At 44.2% G+C, this 21,624-nt stretch carries 22 protein-coding genes; 18 read left to right on the top strand and 4 right to left on the bottom strand.

The genetic code is table 11. The annotated features are described in order from the left end of the window. Positions 1–424: 424 nt before the first annotated feature. Positions 425–1,147 (top strand): metal ABC transporter ATP-binding protein, encoded by a 723-nt coding sequence (locus IGJ44_RS05415; RefSeq protein ID WP_010747795.1) that lies wholly within the window; start codon positions 425–427, stop codon positions 1,145–1,147. A 1-nt stretch (position 1,148) separates the two neighbouring features. Continuing rightward, on the top strand, positions 1,149–2,906 hold the full coding sequence (locus tag IGJ44_RS05420; protein ID WP_005225531.1) for a metal ABC transporter permease subunit: 1,758 nt from the start codon (positions 1,149–1,151) through the stop codon (positions 2,904–2,906). A 28-nt stretch (positions 2,907–2,934) separates the two neighbouring features. Here IGJ44_RS05420 and IGJ44_RS05425 read toward each other — a convergent pair whose 3' ends face one another. The 3 genes from IGJ44_RS05425 to IGJ44_RS05435 form a co-directional block, all read right to left on the bottom strand. Beyond that, positions 2,935–3,108, bottom strand: a complete 174-nt coding sequence (locus IGJ44_RS05425; RefSeq protein ID WP_010747796.1) for a hypothetical protein — start codon at positions 3,106–3,108, stop codon at positions 2,935–2,937. 134 nt (positions 3,109–3,242) lie between these two features. Next, positions 3,243–4,103 carry a metallophosphoesterase gene (locus IGJ44_RS05430; RefSeq protein ID WP_015509322.1) on the bottom strand — a complete coding sequence of 287 codons (861 nt, stop codon included), beginning with the start codon at positions 4,101–4,103 and terminating at the stop codon, positions 3,243–3,245. A 173-nt stretch (positions 4,104–4,276) separates the two neighbouring features. Then, positions 4,277–4,993 (bottom strand): hypothetical protein, encoded by a 717-nt coding sequence (locus tag IGJ44_RS05435; protein WP_015509323.1) that lies wholly within the window; start codon positions 4,991–4,993, stop codon positions 4,277–4,279. A 185-nt stretch (positions 4,994–5,178) separates the two neighbouring features. Between IGJ44_RS05435 and IGJ44_RS05440 the strand changes: the two genes are divergently transcribed. The 15 genes from IGJ44_RS05440 (at position 5,179) to IGJ44_RS05510 (ending at position 19,415) form a co-directional block, all read left to right on the top strand. Then, positions 5,179–5,949 carry a TatD family hydrolase gene (locus IGJ44_RS05440; protein WP_005225534.1) on the top strand — a complete coding sequence of 257 codons (771 nt, stop codon included), beginning with the start codon at positions 5,179–5,181 and terminating at the stop codon, positions 5,947–5,949. Then, complete coding sequence (rnmV, locus tag IGJ44_RS05445; RefSeq protein ID WP_016608225.1) at positions 5,942–6,514, top strand: ribonuclease M5; 573 nt, start codon at positions 5,942–5,944, stop codon at positions 6,512–6,514. The genes IGJ44_RS05440 and rnmV overlap by 8 nt, the downstream gene beginning before the upstream one ends. After that, on the top strand, positions 6,511–7,398 hold the full coding sequence (gene rsmA / locus IGJ44_RS05450) for a 16S rRNA (adenine(1518)-N(6)/adenine(1519)-N(6))-dimethyltransferase RsmA (RefSeq protein ID WP_074535027.1): 888 nt from the start codon (positions 6,511–6,513) through the stop codon (positions 7,396–7,398). The genes rnmV and rsmA overlap by 4 nt, the downstream gene beginning before the upstream one ends. A gap of 117 nt (positions 7,399–7,515) precedes the next feature. Beyond that, positions 7,516–8,127, top strand: coding sequence for a hypothetical protein (locus IGJ44_RS05455; protein ID WP_167826808.1), 612 nt, complete (start codon positions 7,516–7,518; stop codon positions 8,125–8,127). A gap of 136 nt (positions 8,128–8,263) precedes the next feature. Continuing rightward, on the top strand, positions 8,264–9,034 hold the full coding sequence (locus tag IGJ44_RS05460; RefSeq protein ID WP_074535029.1) for a C39 family peptidase: 771 nt from the start codon (positions 8,264–8,266) through the stop codon (positions 9,032–9,034). A 398-nt stretch (positions 9,035–9,432) separates the two neighbouring features. Continuing rightward, positions 9,433–10,401, top strand: a complete 969-nt coding sequence (locus IGJ44_RS05465; RefSeq protein ID WP_074535030.1) for a homoserine O-succinyltransferase — start codon at positions 9,433–9,435, stop codon at positions 10,399–10,401. After that, positions 10,391–11,590 (top strand): MalY/PatB family protein, encoded by a 1,200-nt coding sequence (locus IGJ44_RS05470; RefSeq protein WP_074535031.1) that lies wholly within the window; start codon positions 10,391–10,393, stop codon positions 11,588–11,590. The genes IGJ44_RS05465 and IGJ44_RS05470 overlap by 11 nt, the downstream gene beginning before the upstream one ends. Further along, positions 11,580–12,674, top strand: coding sequence for an aminotransferase class I/II-fold pyridoxal phosphate-dependent enzyme (locus IGJ44_RS05475; RefSeq protein WP_074535032.1), 1,095 nt, complete (start codon positions 11,580–11,582; stop codon positions 12,672–12,674). The genes IGJ44_RS05470 and IGJ44_RS05475 overlap by 11 nt, the downstream gene beginning before the upstream one ends. A gap of 256 nt (positions 12,675–12,930) precedes the next feature. Further along, positions 12,931–13,761, top strand: coding sequence for a MetQ/NlpA family ABC transporter substrate-binding protein (locus IGJ44_RS05480; protein WP_074535033.1), 831 nt, complete (start codon positions 12,931–12,933; stop codon positions 13,759–13,761). A gap of 50 nt (positions 13,762–13,811) precedes the next feature. Then, a complete protein-coding gene (locus tag IGJ44_RS05485; RefSeq protein ID WP_074535034.1) occupies positions 13,812–15,392 on the top strand; it encodes an ABC transporter substrate-binding protein in 1,581 nt (526 codons plus the stop codon). Between the two features lie 72 nt (positions 15,393–15,464). Continuing rightward, the gene (locus IGJ44_RS05490) at positions 15,465–16,424 is read left to right on the top strand and encodes an ABC transporter permease (protein ID WP_005234830.1); all 960 of its coding nucleotides are present in this window, start codon (positions 15,465–15,467) and stop codon (positions 16,422–16,424) included. After that, a complete protein-coding gene (locus IGJ44_RS05495) occupies positions 16,424–17,254 on the top strand; it encodes an ABC transporter permease (RefSeq protein ID WP_005234832.1) in 831 nt (276 codons plus the stop codon). The genes IGJ44_RS05490 and IGJ44_RS05495 overlap by 1 nt, the downstream gene beginning before the upstream one ends. Positions 17,255–17,257: 3 nt before the next feature. Beyond that, positions 17,258–18,136, top strand: a complete 879-nt coding sequence (locus tag IGJ44_RS05500) for an ABC transporter ATP-binding protein (RefSeq protein WP_074535035.1) — start codon at positions 17,258–17,260, stop codon at positions 18,134–18,136. Continuing rightward, positions 18,136–19,026: an ATP-binding cassette domain-containing protein gene (locus IGJ44_RS05505; RefSeq protein ID WP_002316738.1), complete on the top strand. Its 891-nt coding sequence runs from the start codon at positions 18,136–18,138 to the stop codon at positions 19,024–19,026. The genes IGJ44_RS05500 and IGJ44_RS05505 overlap by 1 nt, the downstream gene beginning before the upstream one ends. Next, positions 19,023–19,415, top strand: coding sequence for an OsmC family protein (locus IGJ44_RS05510; RefSeq protein ID WP_010747810.1), 393 nt, complete (start codon positions 19,023–19,025; stop codon positions 19,413–19,415). Before IGJ44_RS05505 ends, IGJ44_RS05510 begins: the two co-directional genes overlap by 4 nt. Before the next feature lie 54 nt (positions 19,416–19,469). On the opposite strand, the gene IGJ44_RS05515 is transcribed toward IGJ44_RS05510, so the two are convergent. After that, positions 19,470–20,126: a Crp/Fnr family transcriptional regulator gene (locus IGJ44_RS05515; protein ID WP_008378905.1), complete on the bottom strand. Its 657-nt coding sequence runs from the start codon at positions 20,124–20,126 to the stop codon at positions 19,470–19,472. A gap of 222 nt (positions 20,127–20,348) precedes the next feature. On the opposite strand from IGJ44_RS05515, the gene IGJ44_RS05520 reads away from it, so the two are divergent. Continuing rightward, complete coding sequence (locus IGJ44_RS05520; RefSeq protein WP_167826807.1) at positions 20,349–21,614, top strand: MFS transporter; 1,266 nt, start codon at positions 20,349–20,351, stop codon at positions 21,612–21,614. Positions 21,615–21,624: the final 10 nt, after the last annotated feature.

The following is a 21,624-nucleotide window of genomic DNA, read 5'->3' on the forward strand; positions in this document are numbered from 1 at the left end:
CATAAAAGAGAGTGAGTTCGTGAATTTATGGAAATAGAAGAATTGTTGATTCTTTGATTTGTTTGGTATTAATCATAAAGGGAGAAAGCGAAGAGGCTTTGATTCGCCTCTCTTCTGTTATTGAAAAACGTACGTCACTGAGGTGCCGAGGAATGATCTCTTTTATTAAGAATAAATCCAATGCTTTGCGCTCAAAGGATAGAAAGAAATTGATGGCATCCGTGTTTGTGGGCACCAACTTTTACTCAATAAATAAAGATAGAATCTTAGTTTTCAAGAGTCATTGCCAAGAAACTGCGGTGTTTCTTAAAAAAATCAAGAGAACTGTCTTGCAAAACCAATCCTTTCTTGTATAATAAAAATAAGTTAGGTCTACCTAAAAAATAAATAAACTATCCTTAACTATGGAAATGGAGTGAAAATAATGATTACTTTTTCAGAAATATCCGCAGCCTATGATGGCGATCATCAAGTGATCTCGGATTTGTCGTTTCAAGTAGAAAAACCGTCGATCGTAGGGATCATTGGTCCAAATGGGGCAGGGAAGTCGACGCTGATCAAAGCGGCGTTGAAATTGATCCCTTCCAGTGGGAACATGAGTGTCGACAAAAAAGCGTTAAAAGACTTTCAAAAGGAAATTGCCTATGTCGAACAAAAGACCGCGGTTGATTACACGTTTCCGATCACAGTCAAAGAAGTCGTATCTTTAGGCTTGTATCCTAAGATGGGCATGTTCCAAAGGATGTCGGCAAACGATTGGCAGAAAGTGACAGCCGCTCTGGCAGCGGTAGAAATGGAATCCTTTGCGGAACGTCAGATTGGGGAATTGTCCGGCGGGCAGTTTCAGCGGGTCTTGATTGCTCGAACGTTGGTGCAAGATGCCAACTATATTTTCCTCGATGAGCCCTTTGTAGGGATCGATGCCACCAGTGAAGCGATCATCGTCGGCCTGTTGCGTAACTTGCGAGATGCTGGCAAGACGATTTTTATCGTTCACCATGATCTGGGGAAAATCACCGAATACTTTGATTACTTGGTTCTGCTCAATCAAACCCTGATCGCTGCGGGACCAGTCAGTGAAGTCTTTACCGAGAGCAATTTGAAGCAAACATTTGGCGATGCGATTATCGTGAAAGGAGGCGTTTAACATGTTGACAAGCTTTTTTACGAGTTTAAGTAACTATCATTTCTTGCAAAATGCCTTGATCACGGCAGTCGCGATCGGGATCGTGGCAGGGGTGATCGGTTGTTTTATTATCTTACGAGGGATGTCCTTGATGGGGGATGCAATCTCTCATGCGGTCTTACCAGGGGTAGCCTTGTCTTATATCTTCGGCGTTCATTTTTTTGTCGGGGCGATCTTCTTTGGGATCTTGGCTTCCATGATCATTACCTATATCGCCAATAACAGCCTGATCAAAAGCGATACGGCGATCGGTATCACCTTTAGTTCGTTTCTAGCTTTAGGGGTTATCTTGATTGGAGTAGCAAATAGTTCGACTGATTTGTTTCACATTTTGTTTGGGAATGTGCTAGCGGTGCAAGACAGCGACAAATGGCTGACGATCGCTATCGCTATCCTTGTGCTGGCAGTGATCATCCTCTTCTTCCGTCCACTGTTGATCACGTCTTTTGATCCGATGATGGCAAAGGCCTTTGGGATGAAAGTGCAAGCCTATCACTATTTATTGATGTTCTTGTTGACTTTGGTTTCAGTGACAGCGATGCAAAGCGTCGGAACGATCTTGATCGTGGCTCTGTTAGTCACTCCAGCAGCAACGGCTTATCTTTATACAAAACAATTGAAGCATATGATGGTCATCGCAGGGGTTTTAGGTGGTTTCGCCTCATTTATCGGCTTGTTTATCGGGTACAGCTTTAATATTGCCGCAGGATCAAGTATCGTTTTGACCGCAGGAGCCTTTTTCGTGATCGGTTTCTTGTTCTCACCAAAACAAAAGACCAGTCCAGTCAAACGCTGGTCAGCGACGGCGGTTTTAGCAACGGCAGCTGTAGCTGGTGGCTTCTTTTTGGCACAGCAAAACGGACAGATGGCCCAAACAGAAGGGAAACTTTCAGTAGTAGCGACCAATTCGATCATTGCTGATATTACGGAAAACATTGCCGGTGATCGAATCGATCTTCACAGTATCGTACCAGTGGGGCGTGATCCCCATGAATATGAACCTTTAGTGGAAGATGTTCGAAAAGCGACCGATGCCGATCTTATCCTTTACAACGGCTTGAATCTAGAAACTGGCGGCAATGGCTGGTTTACCAAATTGATGAACAATGCCAATAAGGTAGAAAATGAAGATTATTTTGCCGTCAGTGATGGCGTGGATGTGCTTTATCTTTCTGATGATGAAGACCACAGCAAAGCCGATCCTCATGCATGGTTAAATCTAGAAAACGGTATGATCTATGCCCGCAACATTGCTCAACGCTTGAGCGAAAAGGATCCTGACAATCGCTCTTTCTATGAAGAAAACCTTGAACGCTACTTGGCTTCATTAGAAGAACTGGATCAGCAAGCGAAGGAAAACTTCCAATCGATTCCCGAAGAGAAGAAATTGATCGTCACCAGTGAGGGAGCCTTCAAATACTTCTCCAAAGCCTACGGTGTACCGTCTGCCTATATCTGGGAAATCAATACCGAAGAAGAAGGAACCCCTGCGCAAATCAAGAACTTGGTGGATCAGCTGCAAAATTCAGCCGTCGCTTCCTTATTTGTCGAAAGCAGCGTCAATACTCGTCCGATGCAAAGTGTTTCTCGTGATGCAGGTATTCCGATATTCGGAACCGTCTTTACCGATTCGATTGCAGAGCCGGGAGAAGAAGGCGACAGCTACTATAACATGATGAAATGGAATCTCGATACGATTTATCAAGGCTTGAATCAATAATGCAAAAAACATCCTTAGCTCGTTCTGGCTAAGGATGTTTTTTCGTCGTATTTTTGTGCTGGAGAAAAGCAAAGAGATAAAATCCGCAGCCCATCAAAGCAGCAAGAAAAGCGATGACAGGAAAGTACAACCCCTGACCGTATACATAGGCTGTATAAGCGAAGAAGGCGATCAAAAACCAAAGCGTTCCCGAGATGAGCATTTTTTGGTTCCTCCTAATTGTTAAAAAGTGTTTATTTAGTATATTTTAACACGGTAGGCGCAAAAAGAAAATCAGCGAATCGAACGTTTGCTGAAACGAGTCGCTGATTTTTTCCCAATTGCACCGATGAACAGTTAAGAAACGTTCAATTGCTGTTGCGGTTCTAAATGGTAATAAAGGATCTCAGGTGGGACACCGAGTCGGGCGGGAATCTTGGTCATACCAACCCCGCTGGAAACACTTAATAAGGTCTCATTGCCTAAAAGGTAGAGCCCATCGGTATATTTCAACGCGCCCTTTGTTTTCGCGTAATAAAAAGGCAAGCGAATCTGCCCGCCATGGCTATGGCCAGAAAGAATCAAGTCGTAGTTTGGCAGATTGGTGATCCGAGAAACATAATCGGGTTCATGGAGCAAAAGCAGCTGCCACTCTGCTAAGGTTGCTTCATAGGTAAAACTGACTTTCGGACTTTCTATATCGATACCGACAATATTCATCGACGTCTTGTCATCAGAACCAAAAACCGACTCATTATCAAGTAAGGTAAACCCTGCATGCTGGTATATTTCCTTAACAAAGTAATGCCCGTCATTCAAATGGTCATGGTTCCCCATAACTGCGATCTTACCCAGAGGCGCTTGCAATTTTTTCAGCTTTTCGATCAGTCGCTTGGTTGAACGATGCGGCCATTTTTTATAATTATCGATCAGATCCCCCGTAATGATGATCAGATCCGGCTTGTTTTGGATCGTTGATCGAATGATGCGATTCATTCGCCGTGGTTTGTACCAACGAGAAAAATGAAGGTCGCTGATATGGGCGATCACGAGATTGCTTTCTGCTTGATAAAGATCGTAAGCCTTTGAAATATCTAAGACGGTGCGCTTGTCTTTTTTTATGAGGTAGTGCCGTTGTTTGAGAAGATGCGGTTCAATAATAAAGGAGTAAACTAGCAAGCCCGTAAGGAGGAATGCAATAAGAATGAGGGTGTACATGGCGTGGCTCCTTTTTTGATTTGCTAGTTTCTAGCATAGTAGATTCTTACAAAAAAAGCAATCATGCGAAAGCAAAAATAACAAAAAATATCCATCGTATTTCGTTTGTTTCTTCCATGAAAAAAAGATACAAAAGGGGCGGCAATAGCCGACTTTTGTATCCTAGATCGTAATTATTTGATTTTCACCAAACGTTTAAAGCGTGCTTTGTGTTTGACGGGGATCAAAGCCATGACACAATCATAAGGGACGGAGATGATCGCCCATGCGAGACTTTTACTTGAAGCAAAGGGATAGTTTTGCTTTAAGACAAAATGGCCACTGATCAAGGCAAAACCGATACTGCCGACCCACAGCCATTGCGGGTCCCAATTCGTAAAATGTTGGAGGGCAGTGATGACAAAGGGATAGCCGTAAAAGTACAATGCAGTCAAAACGAAAGTGACGTTTTTGGTTAATTGACGCAGGGTCAGTAAGAAAAATAAGCCAGAAAGAACGATACCCAATGGCGGGAACAGACTAACTAAGAAGGAATATACGATGCCCCATACGATCATGCCAGGTCCTTTGACGAGAGCGGCTAAGACAAAGACAAAAAGTAGGAATAAGAGCTGTTGCGAAAAACTTGCTGCTGTCAAAAGTCCGAAGAAACCAACCAATAACCAGTGAGAAAAAGTCGCTGTTTGATTCTTTTGTGGTGTCTGTTGCTGCAATTTTAGCCAGGTAGCAAAATTCGGGAAATCATGCTGGAAATTTCTCTGAAAATCGCTGTTGAATGCTTGATGGGCATTTTGCTGCCGATAGTAATGATATTGATGTTTTAACGTGCCTTTCGTGGCTGCTTTTTGGCCAGAAAAAAAGCGGCCGGGATCAATTTTTGATCGTTCCATATTTCCACCTCCATACGATTTCGTTACCCTCAGTATAGAGAAAATCAACTTCGGCGTCCTCCAACTTTGGGCGGATTTTTTTTGCTTGCTGAAAGTTTTCTTAAACTGATGAAAAAAGCGAAGAGGATTCGTTTCTTAAACCGTCAAAATATGCTAGAGTATAGAAGGACTAAGGAGGAGATTTCATGATTTTTGATTCTCATACACATTTGAATGCAGAACAGTTTAACGAAGACATTCCCGAAACGGTCGCCCGTGCGCAAGAACTAGGAGTAACGGAGATGGCGGTCGTCGGTTTCGATCAGCCAACGATTGAAAAATCGTTAGCATTAAGCAAAGAATATCCTGGCATTTACAGTATTATCGGTTGGCATCCCACCGAAGCTGGTTCTTATACCCCACAAGTGGAAACCTATTTGCAAGAGCGCTTGGAACAACCAAAAGTCGTTGCCCTAGGTGAAATCGGTTTAGACTATCACTGGATGGAAGATCCGAAGGAAGTTCAAGAAAAGGTCTTTCGTCGGCAAATGGCGATCGCCCGTGAACATCAGCTGCCCATCAGTATTCATACCCGTGAAGCCTTAGAAGATACCTATGCGATTTTAAAGGATGAAAAAGTCCAAACGATCGGCGGCATCATGCACAGCTTTAGCGGGGACGGCGAATGGGCGAAAAAGTTCTTGGACCTAGGAATGTATATTTCCTTTAGTGGTGTCGTGACCTTCAAAAAGGCGACGGAGGTACAAGAAGCTGCGCAAGTCGTGCCACAAGATCGGCTGCTCGTTGAGACTGACGCGCCGTATTTAGCCCCTGTTCCTTATCGCGGCAAGCGCAATGAACCGGGCTATACTCATTATGTAGTGGATAAAATCGCGGAGCTGCGGCAAGAAGCGGTGGCTGATGTTGCGGCCTACACGACAAAAAATGCCCATCGCTTGTTTAGGATCAATGACTAATAAACCGAAAATCGAAGAAATCATTGTCGTCGAAGGCAAAGACGACACCCGTCGGCTGCAAGAAGTGTTCGATGTAGATACCATCGAGACGATCGGTTCGGCGATCGATGACACGATCCTTGATCAAATCGAGCACGCCCAAGAGACACGAGGGGTCATCGTGTTTACCGATCCCGATTTTTCGGGAGAAAAGATCCGCAAAATCATTATGGAAGTCGTTCCTGATGCCAAGCATGCCTTTTTACCGCGCAGCCAGGCAGCACCGAAAAGCAAGGGCAGTTTAGGCGTGGAACACGCCAGCCATGAAGCGTTGAAAGAAGCCTTGCGAAAAGTCGTAACCCCGATTGCTTCAAATGAAGTCAGTGAGGGAACCATTGATCGGCAACAGTTGTTAGCGTATGGCTTGATCGCAGGGGCTGGAGCGAAAGAGAAACGAGAGCGGTTGGGGGATCTTTTACGCATCGGCTATACGAACGGCAAACAATTAGAGAAGCGGCTGACAATGTTTCGTATCACCGATGCAGAGTTGGCAGAAGCAATGAAAATAGTGGAGGAAGAATTGTGAAGGAAGAACGGGATATAGCAACCCCCTCAAGAACCAAAGAGATTTTAGCGAAACATGGCTTTACCTTTAAAAAAAGTTTAGGGCAAAACTTCTTAACAGAACCGAATATTTTACGGAAAATCGTAGAGACTGCAGGCATCGACGAGACGACAAACGTCATTGAGGTTGGTCCTGGAATCGGTGCGCTGACCGAACAGTTGGCAAAACATGCCAAGCAAGTGTTGGCGTTTGAAATTGATGATCGGTTGATCCCAGTGTTAGCCGACACAATGCAGCCATATCAAAATGTGAAAATCATTCATCAAGATGTCTTGCAAGCAGATCTGGCAACGACCATTCAGTCAGCATTCAGCGATACGGCTGCTTCATTAAAAGTTGTCGCAAATTTGCCCTACTACATCACTACGCCAATTATGATGCACTTTTTAGAGTCTCAGGTAAAAGTAGATGAAATGGTCGTGATGATGCAAAAAGAAGTGGCAGATCGAATCTCAGCAGTTCCCGGGACTAAAGCCTATGGCTCGTTGTCGATCGCTGTGCAATACTACATGGAAGCAAAACTGGCATTCATCGTCCCGAAAACCGTTTTTGTGCCCCAACCGAATGTTGATTCGGCTATTTTGAAATTGACGCGTCGATCACAACCAGCAGTCGCAGTCACCGATGAAAAAGAGTTTTTCAAATTAACGAAAGCAGCCTTTCAGCTGCGTCGCAAAACCCTTTGGAACAATTTGCAAAATAGCTATGGAAAAGATGAAACAACCAAACAGTGGTTGGCAGACAGTTTAGAAGCAAGTGGGATCGATCCAAAACGTCGTGGAGAAACGCTGTCGTTAGCGGAATTTGCCAAATTAAGCAATGAAATGCAAGCGCGCAAAGAATAACTTCTATCAAAACGGATGTTGAATAAACATTCGTTTTTTGTGTCTTGACACCTCGTGGAAATACCAGTAGAATAAGCAAGACAGAACTGTCATGACACATTGAAGGAGAGAGTATAAATGAAAAATCATTCCATCCGCCATTTAACGATCGCTGCATTGTTGATCGGCATGGGGATCGTCATTCCCATGGTAATGCCCAAAATCGTCATTGGACCAGCATCCTTTACTTTAGCTAGCCACGTTCCCGTATTTGTGGCGATGTTCTTTTCACCAGCGATGGCGATCGCGGTAGCTTTAGGAACAACCTTTGGCTTTTTCTTAACACTGCCACCAATCATTGCTTTACGGGCATTGTCCCATGTTGTTTTTGCAGTCATCGGTGCCTTCTATTTACAGAAGCACCCAGATATTTTACTGAAAAATGGCAAACCCTCTTTATTGAATATCAAATTTCAGAGCTTTAACTTGATTATTGGACTGATTCATTCTGCCGTTGAAATGGCAGTCGTTGCCGCCTTTTACTTCACAGGAAATGTACCAGGAACCTCATTCGACGGCAATTTCTACTATTTTTTGTTCGTTTTGATGGGGATCGGTGGCTTGATCCATAGCTTGATCGATTTCAATTTGGCTTATTTTGTTGCAGGTGCCTTAAGCAAACAATTTGATATTCGTTCTTTTTCAAAAGCAAAAGGACGCTTTATTCAGAAACAGAAGAAAGCGGCATAAGCGCCAGTTTGAATAGACCCGCTGCCTAGACGGGTCTATTTTTTGTGTTTAGATTAAGAAAATACTCCTTCTTAAAAGTTTATTATAGTGAAATAATAAACAGAAATAAGTTATAATATACAAGAGGAGGAAGTAGATGAAGAAGATAAAGTTAAAACGGTTACTTTTAAGTATGTTCGTCTTGATGCTCTTCTTTCTGCTGATATTTTATGACAGTAAGAACGGGCAGTCCCCCTTTAAAGTGATAGAGGATGAATTGACACTAGCACTTTCGGATGAGGAACAAACACCAGAGCCGGAATACAGTGAGGTTATTCAATTAGATGTTCCGTTAGAAAATCAATTCGATGAAGTTGCGTTAGGGAATGGCTGTGAAGTAACAGCTTTATCGATGCTCTTGAATTTTTACGGATTTGATACCAATAAAAATCAATTGGCAGAAGAATTAGCCTATGTCCCGCTTTATGAAGATTACGATCACCATGGAGATCCACGAGAAGGTTTTGTTGGAAACATTTATGGCGGCGATAGCGCGATGGGTGTTGACGTTGAGCCGATCACCGATGTTGCCGAAAGAATTGTGAAAGAGCAATATGAAGTCGTTAGTGGACGAGACAAAAGCTTTGATGAGATCGTCAAAGTATTGCAATCTGGGAAACCAGTTTGGATGATTGCTACGTTAGAATTACAAGTACCTGCTGATACGGATTTCTTTGAATGGGAGACCAAAAGTGGGCAAATCCTTGTGACGGCATTGATCCATTCGGTGGTGATCACCGGCATTGATGGTGATATGATGTATGTCAACGACCCTTATGGATATAAGGATCGTGAAGTCAGCAAAGAAGACTTAGCAACGATTTATGAAAAAATGGGGCAACAATATTTATATTTAGAAGAACTATAAGAAAAAAATAAACTTGCCGTTGACAGTAAATGAAAAAACAATTATAATTTTTTAAAATTAAACAAAGATTTCGATAACGTTGAAGAGAAGAGTAGCAGATCAACAAAGGTACAGAGACTCCGGTTGGTGAAAAAGGAGACATGCGGTGATCAGTGAAGATGAGCTCTGAGTTTTTTTGTTGGTTCACGCCAGCAAAACGGCATGCGCCCGTTACAGCGCCAAGTATCATAGTGTACTGTTGAGGTGTTATTTGTGAGAATAGCACGAATTAGGGTGGTAACGCGCATCAAGTCGTCCCTTTTATCCGTAAGGATAAAAGGGCGGCTTTTTTTGTTTTTCTCAGCCGAAACTGTTCGCCTTCTTTTCAACAAGAAATTTATCTGTAAGGAGTTGAAGCAATGCCCATCATTATTCCCAAAGAACTACCCGCTGCAGCGGTTCTCCAAAAAGAAAATGTCTTTGCCTTACTGCAGCATAAAGCGGCGAAACAAGAGATTCGTCCCTTGAAGATCGCAATCGTCAATTTAATGCCGAAAAAGATCGCCACAGAAAATCAATTGCTGCGCCTGCTTTCTCAAAGTCCGCTGCAAATTGAAGTAACTTTACTGAAAATGAAGTACCACGAAAGTAAAAACACGTCTGTCGATCACATGGAAAAGTTCTATCAAGAATTCTCAGTGATCCAGTCCCAACGATTCGACGGCTTGATCATCACTGGTGCCCCTGTTGAAAAAATGGCCTTTGAAGCCATTGATTATTGGCAAGAACTGCAAGAGATCATGGATTGGAGCCAGACGAATTGTACTTCAGTCCTGCATATTTGTTGGGGGGCACAAGCAGGTCTTTATTACCATTATGGTATCGACAAAGTGTTGTACCCAAGCAAGTTGTTTGGCGTCTTCGAACAAGCAGTCACGCATTTTCATCCGCTCGTTCGCGGTTTTGACGACGTCTTTTATACGCCGCATTCACGCTATACTGGCATCGATGAAGGCCAGCTCGCCCAAGCGCCTTTAGAAATATTGGCAGCGGGTGTTGAAACAGGGCCTTCCATCTTCGTATCAGAAGATCATAAAAATGCCTTCTTGCTAGGGCATTTTGAATACCACACAACGACCTTGAATGAAGAGTACTTGCGAGACATGGAACGGGGCTTAGCTACCGCATTGCCCAAAAATTACTTTGCGTATGACCGTTTAGGCGGAAAGATTACCAACCGTTGGCGGGGACATGCCTCTTTGTTTTTCAGCAATTGGATCAATGAAACCTATTTGCGAACGCCGTATGACCTGTCCGTCAAGCCGACGAAAGAAGGTTACCGAATTGGCAGTGAGCCAGAAGGTCGGGTGAGTATCAATGACGATTGAGCATTTTCTCTCCCACTATGCTAGACAGCGAAAAGGCACTGATTCTTTAAAATGGGATCTTGTGGATCAACGGTTCCAAGGAGAAAAGCTTTTGCCTTTATGGGTAGCTGATATGGATTTTGCTGCGCCAAAGGCAGTGGAAGAAGCCTTGCAGCAACTGGTTGCTCAAGGAACCTTTGGCTATGCGATTCCCCCCTCAGGCTATTTTTTAGCCTATCAGGGCTGGCAAGATCGCCACTGGGGGACGAAATTCGAAGAAAAATGGCTCTCGTTTTCCACAGGGGTCGTCCAATCTTTGTTTGATTTGCTTCATTGTTTCACAGAACCAGACGATGGCATCTTGATCCAGCCGCCCGTCTATTATCCCTTTTTTGACAGCATCAAAGAGACGAAAAGGCGCTTGATAGAAGCACCCTTGCAAAAGGTGGGGAATTCCTATCAAATCGATTTTGCTGCTTTTGAAGCCAAAATCATTGAAGAAAAAGTGAAACTATTTATTCTCTGCTCCCCCCACAATCCAGTAGGGCGGGTCTGGCAAGAGAAAGAATTGTATCAGTTATTAGCCATTTGCCAAAAACATGAGGTTATCGTGATCGCCGACGAGATCCATCGTGAGCTGATACTTGGTGAGCAGCAATTTGTTTCAGCCGTGACAGTGGCACAGGAGTTCGGCTTTGAGAAGCTGATCGTTCTGGATTCGCCCTCAAAAACCTTTAACTTAGCAGGGTTATTGCTGTCTCACGTTTGGATTCCAGATTTAGAGATGCGCACAGCCTATCAGGCGTGGTGCCGACAATACAAGCAGACGGAAGTCAATCGTTTGGGATTGGTGGCTGCGAAAGCCGCGTATGAATCGGGGGATCAATGGCTAGCGAACCTGCTTTTGGTGATTGCTGCCAATGAACAAATGGTCCGCCAGCAACTGCAAGAAGCATTTCCCAAAATTGAGCTCCTGCCATTAGAAGGAACCTATCTTCTCTGGGTGGATCTGCGGCAAGTCATTGCCAAAGAACGAACCAAGCACGTGATCCAAGTTACTGCCGGTCTGGCAGTCGATTATGGGGAATGGTTCGCCAAAGATGGTCAGGGCTTGATTCGTCTGAATCTTGCGACAACACCGACGATCATTCAAGAAGCCCTTGATCGCATGATCGAGGCAATCAAAAAGGAGGAACGACATGACGATTGATACAGCAACTTTTCTGGCACAATTAGGCAATCATTCGGATCAGCAAACTGGGGCGATCAGCCCACCGATCTATCTTTCCACGACCTTTGCTCATCCCGAGTTAGGGCAAAGTACCGGCTATGATTATACCCGTACCAAAAACCCGACCCGTGATATTTTAGAAGCGGGTCTTGCCGAATTAGAAAAAGGAGCTCGGGCAGTAGTGACCAGCTCTGGCATGAGTGCGATCGCTTTGATTTTTGACTTGTTTACCAGCGGCAGCCGCTTTTTGGTTTCTCGTGATTTGTACGGCGGCAGCTTTCGCTATTTTGCGGAATTGGAAAAAAGCCAGCGGGCCTTTTTCGATACCTTCAGTACTGTAACAGAATTAAGTGAAAAATTAACTGACGAGGTAACGGCTGTCTTTTTAGAGACCCCAACGAATCCTTTGATGACCGTGACGGATATTGCTGAAACCGCCAAGCTTGCTCACGAACATGGGGCACTATTGATCGTAGATAATACCTTTTTGACCCCATTACGGCAGTTGCCATTAGAAGAAGGCGCGGATCTGGTGATCCACTCAGGTACCAAATTCTTATCTGGCCACAATGATATTTTGGCAGGCGTCGTGATCGCCAAAGATGCGCCGCTGGGGGAGCGCTTGAACTATTTAGCCAATACTTCTGGCCCTACCTTGAGCAGCTTTGATACGTGGTTATTTATTCGAAGTTTAAAGACGCTGCCGTTGCGCTTTGAACGGCAGGAAGCCAACGCTAAGGAAGTCGGCCGTTTTTTACGAGCCCATCCGGCAATCAAAGAGGTGCTGTACCCGAATGCCGGCGCGATGATCAGTATTCGGGTGCTTGATGAAACCAAAATCAGCGGCTTCTTAGCGACATTAAAGGTTTTTACCTTTGCAGAAAGCCTAGGTGGTGTGGAAAGTCTTATCACGTATCCAACGACACAGACTCACGCCGATATTCCTCAAGAGGTACGAGAATCTTATGGATTGACGCCGGATCTTTTACGGATCTCCATTGGGATCGAAAGTAGTAAAGATTTGATCGATGATTTAGAAAATGCACTGAAGATATTCAAATAACCCAACCACAGATCAGCTAGTGAAAAACTTACTTTTGTAGAGTAATTTTATTGACAGTTTTAGTTGTATAGGATAAAGTTACACTACATATGAATAGTGAGTCCGATGTTTTCGGTTGATGGCAACAGGGATTAACCATTTCTCCTTTGAAAAAGTAGGTTGTTTTGAGAAACTGAGGGGAAATTGGTCTAGTTGGGCCATTCTACAAGGAAATAGGATGATTGATCTGAGGAGGGAACAAAAGGGGAAAAAAGGGATGAAAAGAAATGTAGTAAATGTGTTGACGACAGGAGTGATTGGGCTGCTTGCCTTGTTTAGCTTGGCTGCCTGTGGCAACAACCAAGCGGATGAAGAAACGACCGTCGTCAAATTAGGTGTCGTTGGCGAACAAAATGAAGCCTGGGAACATGTGCAGGAAGAATTGAAGGAAAACGAAAATATCGACTTGCAACTGGTGAAGTTCACCGATTATCGCCAACCAATCGTCGCACTAGAGGATGGGTCAATCGATCTTCACGCAGCATTGACGGAAATTTTTATGGATAATGTCAACGAAGAAAGTGGTTATTCCAACACGACGATTGCGTATACGACATTAAACCCACTTGGTATTTATTCCGATAAAATCAATGATGTCAGCGAATTGGCAGATGGTGCTACGGTGGCTTTACCCAATGATGTGTCAAATGAAAGCCGTGCACTATTACTCTTACAGACCGCCGGTTTGATCACTTTGGATGAATCCAAGGGTCTACTGCCGACAACTAGTGATGTGACTGACAATCCCAAAGCTTTGAAATTTGAGCTGCTTGATTCCAATCAAACGGCTCGGGCAATGACCGATGTCGACATCTCTTTGATCAACAACGGCATGGCAGTTGATGCTGGCTTGGTTCCTACAGAAGATGCGATTTTCTTAGAACCTGTGGCTGATTCCTCCAAGCCTTATTATAATGTGATCGCTGCGCGAGCAGACGAAGCAGACAATGACGTTTACCAAACGGTCGTTCGATATTATCAGACCGATGAAGTAAAAGCAATCATCGAGGAAGTAACAAAGAAATCTAGTATACCTGTATGGGAATAGAAAGGTAAAAACGACTATTACTATATAGGAACAGGAAGTAGGATGGAAAAATGATAAATTGGAAAAAAGGTTTAGCAAGTGTTGCCGTCGTCGGACTAGGATTTGTTCTAGCAGCCTGCGGTGGATCAAATACAGAAGAAACATCAACCAGTAGTGCAGCTGGAGCTGGGGATGATTCAACATTCACTTATGCCATCAGCGGGGACCCATCGTCCACTAACCCGATCAACACCAGTGATCGTTGGGGCTTGACAGTGACAAACATGATCTATTCTCCACTCGTTACAGTGGAAGCAGACGGAACAACACAAAATGCGTTGGCAGAATCAGTGGAACCGGCGGAAGACGGCCTTTCATTGACCGTGCATTTGAAACAAGATGTGAAATGGTCAGATGGCGAAGACTTTACCGCCGATGACGTTGTTTTCACGTATGAACAAAAAGTCAAAAAAGAAAACGGCAATGCCGATTCGCTTTGGGTCGACGACCAGCCGATCGCGATCGAAAAAGTGGATGAATACACCGTGAAATTTGTGTTGCCAACACCGAGTGCAGCAGCGATCAGCAACATCGCAACCGAAACGTACATCATTCCCGAGCACATCTTTAAAGATGTTACCGACTTCTCGGTCAGTGAATTGCCTGAAAAACCAGTCGGCACTGGTCCGTATCAACTGAAAGAATACAAACGTGGTGAGTACTTTACTTTTGAAGCCAACGAAAACTATTATGGCGGCAAGCCTTCGATTCAAAATGTGACGTTGCGGATCATCGAAAGTACCGATACGGCGAAAGTCGCTTTGCAAAAAGGGGAAGTGGATGCAGCCGTTGTCTTGCCTTCAGATATTGAAGACTTAGATGATGAGCAGATTTCTGTTTATCCTTATACTGAAAACCGTGTTGGTTATCTAGGCTTGAACACTCACTCAGATGCTTTGCAAGATGTGAAAGTTCGACAAGCAGTTCTCTATGCGTTGAACAAAGATGAATTAAATCAAGCAGCATATTTAGATGAAGAGTATTATGCAACACCATATTCATTCTTGCCACCGAACAACCCATACGTCACTGATGATGTTGAAAAATACGAGACAAATGTCGAAAAGGCTCAAGAACTTTTACAAGAAGCTGGCGTGACTGATTTGTCATTGAATTTGGCTTTCAACTCAACTGATCCAGCTCAAACGATCCAAGCTACGTTGATCCAACAACAATTGCAACAAGCAGGCATTACAGTTACCCTTGAAGGTGGCGATGGTACAGCGATCTTTACCGAGTTGAAGAAACCAGATTCAACGAAGTACAACTTATTCCTTGGCGGGTATATCATGGGGAATGACCCTGACTTATATGGCAGTTTATTCGAAACTGGCGGTAGTGCCAACTACTTCCAAAGCAATAGCGAAACCATTGACAATTTGTTCGCCCAAGCAGCGGTTGAATTAGACACGGACAAACGTGAAGCATTGTATGATGATTTGCAAAAAGCCATTGCTGACGAAGCGATCATTTACCCAATCGTTGACAACAAGAAAATCCTAGCGGTCAATAACCGAATTGGTAATGTAGAAGATGCAGGTTTGATCCCAATCTATACATTCGAAGATATGTCTAAATTGACAATCAAGTAAATCCATTGGCTGTGATAAAGAGGAATCTTTTTTATCACAGCTTTTTTCTATGAAAAAGAAAGTAGGTCAGTTATGTTTCGATACATTGCAAAACGAGTATTGCAAGCAATTCCTTTGCTGTTTGTGATCTCTTTTATCGTTTTTTCACTTATACATATCGCACCGTATGATGTGATCGACTCCATCACGACACCCAATATGTCGCAAGAGCAAATCGATCTTTTGCGGCAGCGCTATGGCTTGGATCAACCCTTTTTGGTTCAATATTTTCTTTGGATCAGAAATATTCTTACCGGTAATCTTGGCTTTTCTTTGGTGTCTCAAAGTAGTATTTCACAAGAACTTGCGACTCGGATCCCGAATACGATGCGTCTAGTGATCCCTGCATATTTGACAGCTTTATTGCTGGCGATCATTTTGGGTCTGTTAGCTGCTGCCAACAAAGGAAAGATTTGGGATCGGATCATTGACGCTGTGGCATCTCTAGGGATCGCTGTGCCGACCTTCTGGTTTGCGATGATCTTGATTTATGTGTTTGGTTACTTATTAAATATGTTTCCAATCATTGGCATGTATACGGTCGGTAAAGAAGGGGATTTTGGCGATTTTCTGCAGCATTTTATTTTGCCTTATACCACATTGACAGTCGCCTTCTTTCCAGATTTGACGCGGTATATCCGCGCATCAGCGACACAACAAGTTTCAGAAGACTACGTGATGGTGCAACGGGCATTTCATGCCAGCAAATGGCAGATTTTCAGCCGTCATATCAGTCGAAATATTTTGATTCCCGTTGTCACCCAAATCGGCTTGGCGTTGCCGATGTTAGTTACCGGTGCGATCATTACAGAAACGATCTACGGCTGGCCGGGCGTCGGACCTTACTTGATGAGTGCGACGAAAAGCCTCGATTATCCTGTGATCATGGCCATCATGCTGCTGTCAGCAACACTGGTCATCTTAGGGAATTTGTTAGCGGATGTATTATACTCCGTGGTTGATCCACGTATCCGTAAAGGAGGGAGCAAGTAATGAAACGTTTCAAAAAAATCAGTGAAGTCATGCTTGCTTCGCCCATCTATACCTTTTCTGTCGTTTTCCTGACGTTATTGATTATTTTGTCGCTTGTTGCGCCTTTGATCCCCATCGATCCCAATGCAACGGATGTCAGCAACATGTCACAGCCGCCGAGTTGGTCTCATTTATTTGGAACCGATGAAGTGGGGCGAGATTACTTTATTCGGGTCGTCTACGGCGGTCGGGTGTCCTTGTTTGTAGGTGTCTTGGCAATGATCACTGCGACGTTTATTGGGACTCTTGTCGGTCTTGTTTCTGGCTACTTTGGCGGATGGATCGATAACTTGCTGATGCGGCTCGTCGATGTGTTGTCATCGATTCCTTGGCTGGTGTTAGTGATCGTTTTGAGCGTCTTTTTACGTCCCGGACTAACCACGATTATTATTGTGATCGGCGGCTTCTCCTGGATGAACATCGCTCGTTTGATTCGTGGTGAAACGTTAGCAGCGAAAGAACGGGAGTATGTTGCTTACGGGAAATTTATCGGCCGTTCTTCATTCAGTATTATCGTGAAGCATGTTTTCCCAGCAGTACTGCCAACCTTGATCGTTGCGGCATCCGCAAGTATTTCTGGAGCGATCATGACCGAATCAGCGTTGAGCTTCCTCGGATTAGGCATTCAGCAGCCGATGGCTTCGTGGGGCAGTCTGTTGCAAAACGCGCAAAACAGCTTGCAGCGGGCACCATACATGGCGATCCTTCCCGGGCTTTTTGTTATTTTCACCATCTATTCCTTCAACAACATCGGCGACATGATCAAACATGTCTTGCAAAGGGAGGTGTGACCGATGAAGACAGAATTATTAGCGATCGAAGCGTTGAATGTGACGTTTCACAGCAAAACCGGTCCGAAACCGTTAGTCAAAAAGCTGGATCTAGTGATTCCAAAAGGCAAAGTGGTTGGGATCGTCGGCGAATCTGGTAGTGGCAAAAGTATGACCATGAAAAGTGTCATGGATCTTTTGCCTGATAAGGTGACCGATCACTATGCCAGTTATACATTTGAAGGAGCAGCAGTGACCGATCGTCGAACCTTACCGATCGCCATGATTTTTCAAGACCCGATGACTTCGTTGAATCCTTTGCGTACGATTGGCTATCATTTGATCGAAGTGATTCGCCGCACACAAAAAGTATCGAAAAAAGCAGCACAAGAAATCGCCGTCAAAGAGTTAGAAAAAGTCGGCATACCTTTTCCAGCACAACGTATGAAACAATATCCCCACGAGTTATCAGGAGGGATGCGTCAGCGGGTGATGATCGCCATGGCTTTATTGGCGCAACCGAAATTACTGATCGCAGATGAACCGACGACGGCTTTAGATGTGACGATCCAAGCACAGATTTTGGCATTGATCAAAAACCTGCAAAGAGAGAACCAGCTTTCCGTCGTCCTTGTGACCCATGACTTTGGGGTCGTTGCAGGAATGTGCGACTTTATTAAAGTGATGTATCAAGGTCGAGTCGTGGAAGAAGGCACCACAGAAGAAATCTTTTATCAACCTGCGCATCCTTATACGAAACAATTATTGCAGGCGGCCCATTTAGGCGACAAGCATGCCGAATTAAAAGTCTTTGACTATCATGAGACATTGGCAGATGAGTTGCAAGAAACGCAGTTATCTAAGACCCATCGCGTTTGGCGCAATCAGGAGGTGACAGAATAATGGAAGAACTGATTCGCGTAGAACATGCGACGAAAACCTTTCGCAGCAAAAACTGGCGCGGCACTGTCAGTGAAGTCCGAGCGGTCGAAGATGTCAGCCTAACGATCCATCGGGGCGAGACATTGGGGCTAGTAGGGGAATCTGGGAGTGGGAAAACCACTTTAGGACGCAGTATTTTAAATTTAGAGACCTTAACAAGCGGGGAGATTTTCTTTGAAGGCAAAGAGCTAACAGCATTGACGGCAGAAGATCGCAAAGCAGCGTATCAGCAAATGCAGATCATTTTCCAAGATCCGTATTCATCATTGAATCCCCGCATGACGGCACTTGAACTGGTGATGGAGCCGTTGTATCATGAAACGAAAGATGCTGCCCGAGCGAAAGCCAAAGAAATCTTAGCGATCGTCGGGATCACGGGTGATGATGTCCATAAACTGCCCCGCAGTTTCAGCGGCGGACAACGACAACGGATCGGCATCGCTCGTGCGGTGGTCAATCGCCCGGCGTTCGTCTTGTGTGATGAACCGACTTCGGCATTAGATGTCTCCATTCAGGCTCAGATCATCCAATTGCTGCTGCGTCTGCAAAAAGAGTTTTCGTTGTCTTATTTGTTCATTTCCCATGACTTGTCCGTGATTCGTCATATCAGTGACCGAACAGCCGTCATGTATCAAGGGAAATTAGTTGAATTGGCACCCACCGACCGTTTGTTTGACAATCCGCTGCATCCTTACACGAAGAAATTATTAGCAGCAGCGCCGATCGCTGATCCTGTGTTAGCAAGAGGTGCGATGGAACAAACGGAAATTCAAAGCACGATTACTTTGACACCATTGTATGAATGGGTCGAAGTTGAACCAGATCATTTTGTGAGGAGAGAAAAACGATGACAGTAGAAACATTGACGATCCATCAAGGAAGCGACAAATTTGAAATGACGACCCCAACTGGCAATTGGGTGTTAGCACGGGAAAAAGGCTATTCGCCAGTCCAAATGCTGGTGAGTGCGGTCGCTGCTTGCGGCGGCTATGTATACGCATCCGTCCTAGAGAATTCAAAAATCACAGCAGAAATCGAAAAGATCGAAGTCAGCTATGACCGGGACGACAACAAAAAAGCCCAACCAGTCAGTGCCATCCACATTCAGTTTTATGCGAAAATCGCTGAAGCCGACCATGACAAAGCGACCCGTTGCCTAAAACTCGTTTCACCAAATTGCCCCGTGATCCAATCATTAGATCCAGCGATCGAAGTGACGGAAACGGTGACGTTTATTTAATCGAAAAAGACTTTGTGTGCCTGAAACCAATAGGCGTACAAAGTCTTTTTTTGATCAATAAATAATATTCTCCCGAATAAAGTCGATATCTGTCACTAATAGTTTGCGATCGACACTTTTTAGGGCGCCAGATTCTCGTAATTTTTGCATCATTCGATTGACACTGCTGGCAGAGGTAATGCCGCAAAAGCGAGCGATCTCCTCATTGGTGACTTCAAAGTCAATCAAGACACCATCTGTTGTCTGGATTCCGAACGTTTCATACAGCTCATTGATTTGGGTACAGACAGCACCAAATTTGCCGTTCATCAGCATTTGCTGCATCTTTTTCATCGTGTCCATCAAGTTTCTTCGATAATACTCTTTGACATAATCCTGCAGCAGGCGATCACGATTGACATCTGCCCAAAATTGATCCCGCACGATTTTGTATAATTCGGCTTCTTCTGATTCAACCCGCACATTAAAAGGGGCTTCGACTTCTTGAGAGGATTCGTCTTTAAACAAAGAGACGATCTCAAAATCCGTCAAATAGCGCAAGTTGAATTCGCGCCCTTCATGGGTCACTACGCTAGTTTTGATGATACCTTTTTTTAAAATATAGACGTACCGATCCGGGATGCCTTCATATGTCAAGTAACTCTTTTTCTTACGGATAACGACCGGTATTGCTTGTTTTTCTAAATAATCACGTAATATCTGTTTCTCCACCCACGTTACTCCTTCACTTCATGCCAACCCAACATTTTCTGAAAAAAATCTGAAATTTCCTCTATTCATGCTTCATTAAAAGACATTTCTGGTGAAAAAGCAATAACAAATGTTAATGTTTCTTGTTAATGCTCTTTTTTAACAGCAAAAGCGCATTTCAAGCAGAGGAAGTTTCGGTATAGTAAAACGCATCACAGCACAAACAGGAGGAATGGAAGAAACATGTCAGATAGGGAAACCAATCAAGAAGGAGTCGTCAGCTCGTTGCCGTCAACTAAAAATGAAAAACTATGGAACAAAGGGTTTATCACGATTACCTTGATCAATTTTATCGTCTTTCTCGTGTATTATTGTTTTGTCGTCATCACCGCGAAATTTGCCACGCAGGAGTTAGGGGCATCCACTGCACAAGCTGGCTTGGCAGCGGGGATCTACATTATCGGGACCTTGATCGCTCGCTTGTATGTTGGGAAAATTTTAGAATTAGTTGGTCGTAAAGCCGTTTTGCGCTGGGGGATATTGTTTTATGTCATTACCACCGCTGCTTATTTGGTCTCAGTCAACATTTATATTTTAAATGCAGTGCGCTTTTTCAATGGCTTTGCTTATGGTGCCGTCTCGACTGCGGCTAATGCGATCGTCACCGCTTATATCCCAGCTTCCAAACATGGCGAAGGGATCAATTACTATGGATTAAGTACTAGTTTAGCAGCGGCGGTCGGACCTTTTATTGGTATGCTTTTACTACCGACAGTCGGCTTTGATTTCATTATTTGGTTAGCAACTATTTTATCGATCGCAACAGCCATCGCTTGTTTCTGGTTCCCAGTCAAAAACATCCCATTGACGGAAGAACACAAAGCACAGCTGCAAAAATGGTCCATCAAAAGTTTTGTCGAACCAAAAGTTTTTTTCATTTCTGGGATTGCCTTTTTGATCGGGTTGGCTTATTCCAGCGTTCTCGGCTTCTTGTCGATCTATGCTAGTGACCTTGGGTTAGAAACGGCCGGTGCCTTTTTCTTCATCGTCTATGCACTTTCTGTGACCTTCACACGGCCAATGACGGGCAAACTGTTTGACCGCCATGGCGCAGATGCGGTCATGTATCCTAGCTTTCTTTTCTTGACCCTGGGTCTTTTCTTATTGAGTATTACTGGCAATAGCTGGATGTTGTTGCTTGCGGGTTGCTTTGTCGGCTTGGGCTATGGCACCTTCATGTCCAATGGCCAAGCTGTCTGTCTGAAAGAAGTCGATCCTCACCGAGTCGGCGTAGCGCTCTCCACTTATTTCATCGGGCTGGATCTCGGCTTAGGCGTAGGTCCCTATGCACTAGGAAGCTTACACGGTCTGTTTGATTATTCGCAAATCTACATCTTATGCGGACTGATCCCAGTCGTCGTTCTTGTTTTATACAAATTGTTTTATAAAACGAAACGCGCAGTTGCCGCCGTTGGTACGATGAAGCAGCCAATCAACGAAGAAGACTAACCTCAACCAT

This window comes from Enterococcus sp. DIV1368d (genome assembly GCF_050542975.1).
Taxonomy (GTDB): domain Bacteria; phylum Bacillota; class Bacilli; order Lactobacillales; family Enterococcaceae; genus Enterococcus_D; species Enterococcus_D casseliflavus.

Bases quoted from the DNA above. Each gene is read 5' to 3' on its own strand.
- IGJ44_RS05415 (WP_010747795.1), top strand. From the start codon at position 425: ATGATTACTTTTTCAGAAATATCCGCAGCCTATGATGGCGATCATCAA.
- IGJ44_RS05420 (WP_005225531.1), top strand. From the start codon at position 1,149: ATGTTGACAAGCTTTTTTACGAGTTTAAGTAACTATCATTTCTTGCAA.
- IGJ44_RS05425 (WP_010747796.1), bottom strand. From the start codon at position 3,108: ATGCTCATCTCGGGAACGCTTTGGTTTTTGATCGCCTTCTTCGCTTAT.
- IGJ44_RS05430 (WP_015509322.1), bottom strand. From the start codon at position 4,103: ATGTACACCCTCATTCTTATTGCATTCCTCCTTACGGGCTTGCTAGTT.
- IGJ44_RS05435 (WP_015509323.1), bottom strand. From the start codon at position 4,993: ATGGAACGATCAAAAATTGATCCCGGCCGCTTTTTTTCTGGCCAAAAA.
- IGJ44_RS05440 (WP_005225534.1), top strand. From the start codon at position 5,179: ATGATTTTTGATTCTCATACACATTTGAATGCAGAACAGTTTAACGAA.
- rnmV (WP_016608225.1), top strand. From the start codon at position 5,942: ATGACTAATAAACCGAAAATCGAAGAAATCATTGTCGTCGAAGGCAAA.
- IGJ44_RS05455 (WP_167826808.1), top strand. From the start codon at position 7,516: ATGAAAAATCATTCCATCCGCCATTTAACGATCGCTGCATTGTTGATC.
- IGJ44_RS05460 (WP_074535029.1), top strand. From the start codon at position 8,264: ATGAAGAAGATAAAGTTAAAACGGTTACTTTTAAGTATGTTCGTCTTG.
- IGJ44_RS05465 (WP_074535030.1), top strand. From the start codon at position 9,433: ATGCCCATCATTATTCCCAAAGAACTACCCGCTGCAGCGGTTCTCCAA.
- IGJ44_RS05470 (WP_074535031.1), top strand. From the start codon at position 10,391: ATGACGATTGAGCATTTTCTCTCCCACTATGCTAGACAGCGAAAAGGC.
- IGJ44_RS05475 (WP_074535032.1), top strand. From the start codon at position 11,580: ATGACGATTGATACAGCAACTTTTCTGGCACAATTAGGCAATCATTCG.
- IGJ44_RS05480 (WP_074535033.1), top strand. From the start codon at position 12,931: ATGAAAAGAAATGTAGTAAATGTGTTGACGACAGGAGTGATTGGGCTG.
- IGJ44_RS05485 (WP_074535034.1), top strand. From the start codon at position 13,812: ATGATAAATTGGAAAAAAGGTTTAGCAAGTGTTGCCGTCGTCGGACTA.
- IGJ44_RS05490 (WP_005234830.1), top strand. From the start codon at position 15,465: ATGTTTCGATACATTGCAAAACGAGTATTGCAAGCAATTCCTTTGCTG.
- IGJ44_RS05495 (WP_005234832.1), top strand. From the start codon at position 16,424: ATGAAACGTTTCAAAAAAATCAGTGAAGTCATGCTTGCTTCGCCCATC.
- IGJ44_RS05500 (WP_074535035.1), top strand. From the start codon at position 17,258: ATGAAGACAGAATTATTAGCGATCGAAGCGTTGAATGTGACGTTTCAC.
- IGJ44_RS05505 (WP_002316738.1), top strand. From the start codon at position 18,136: ATGGAAGAACTGATTCGCGTAGAACATGCGACGAAAACCTTTCGCAGC.
- IGJ44_RS05510 (WP_010747810.1), top strand. From the start codon at position 19,023: ATGACAGTAGAAACATTGACGATCCATCAAGGAAGCGACAAATTTGAA.
- IGJ44_RS05520 (WP_167826807.1), top strand. From the start codon at position 20,349: ATGTCAGATAGGGAAACCAATCAAGAAGGAGTCGTCAGCTCGTTGCCG.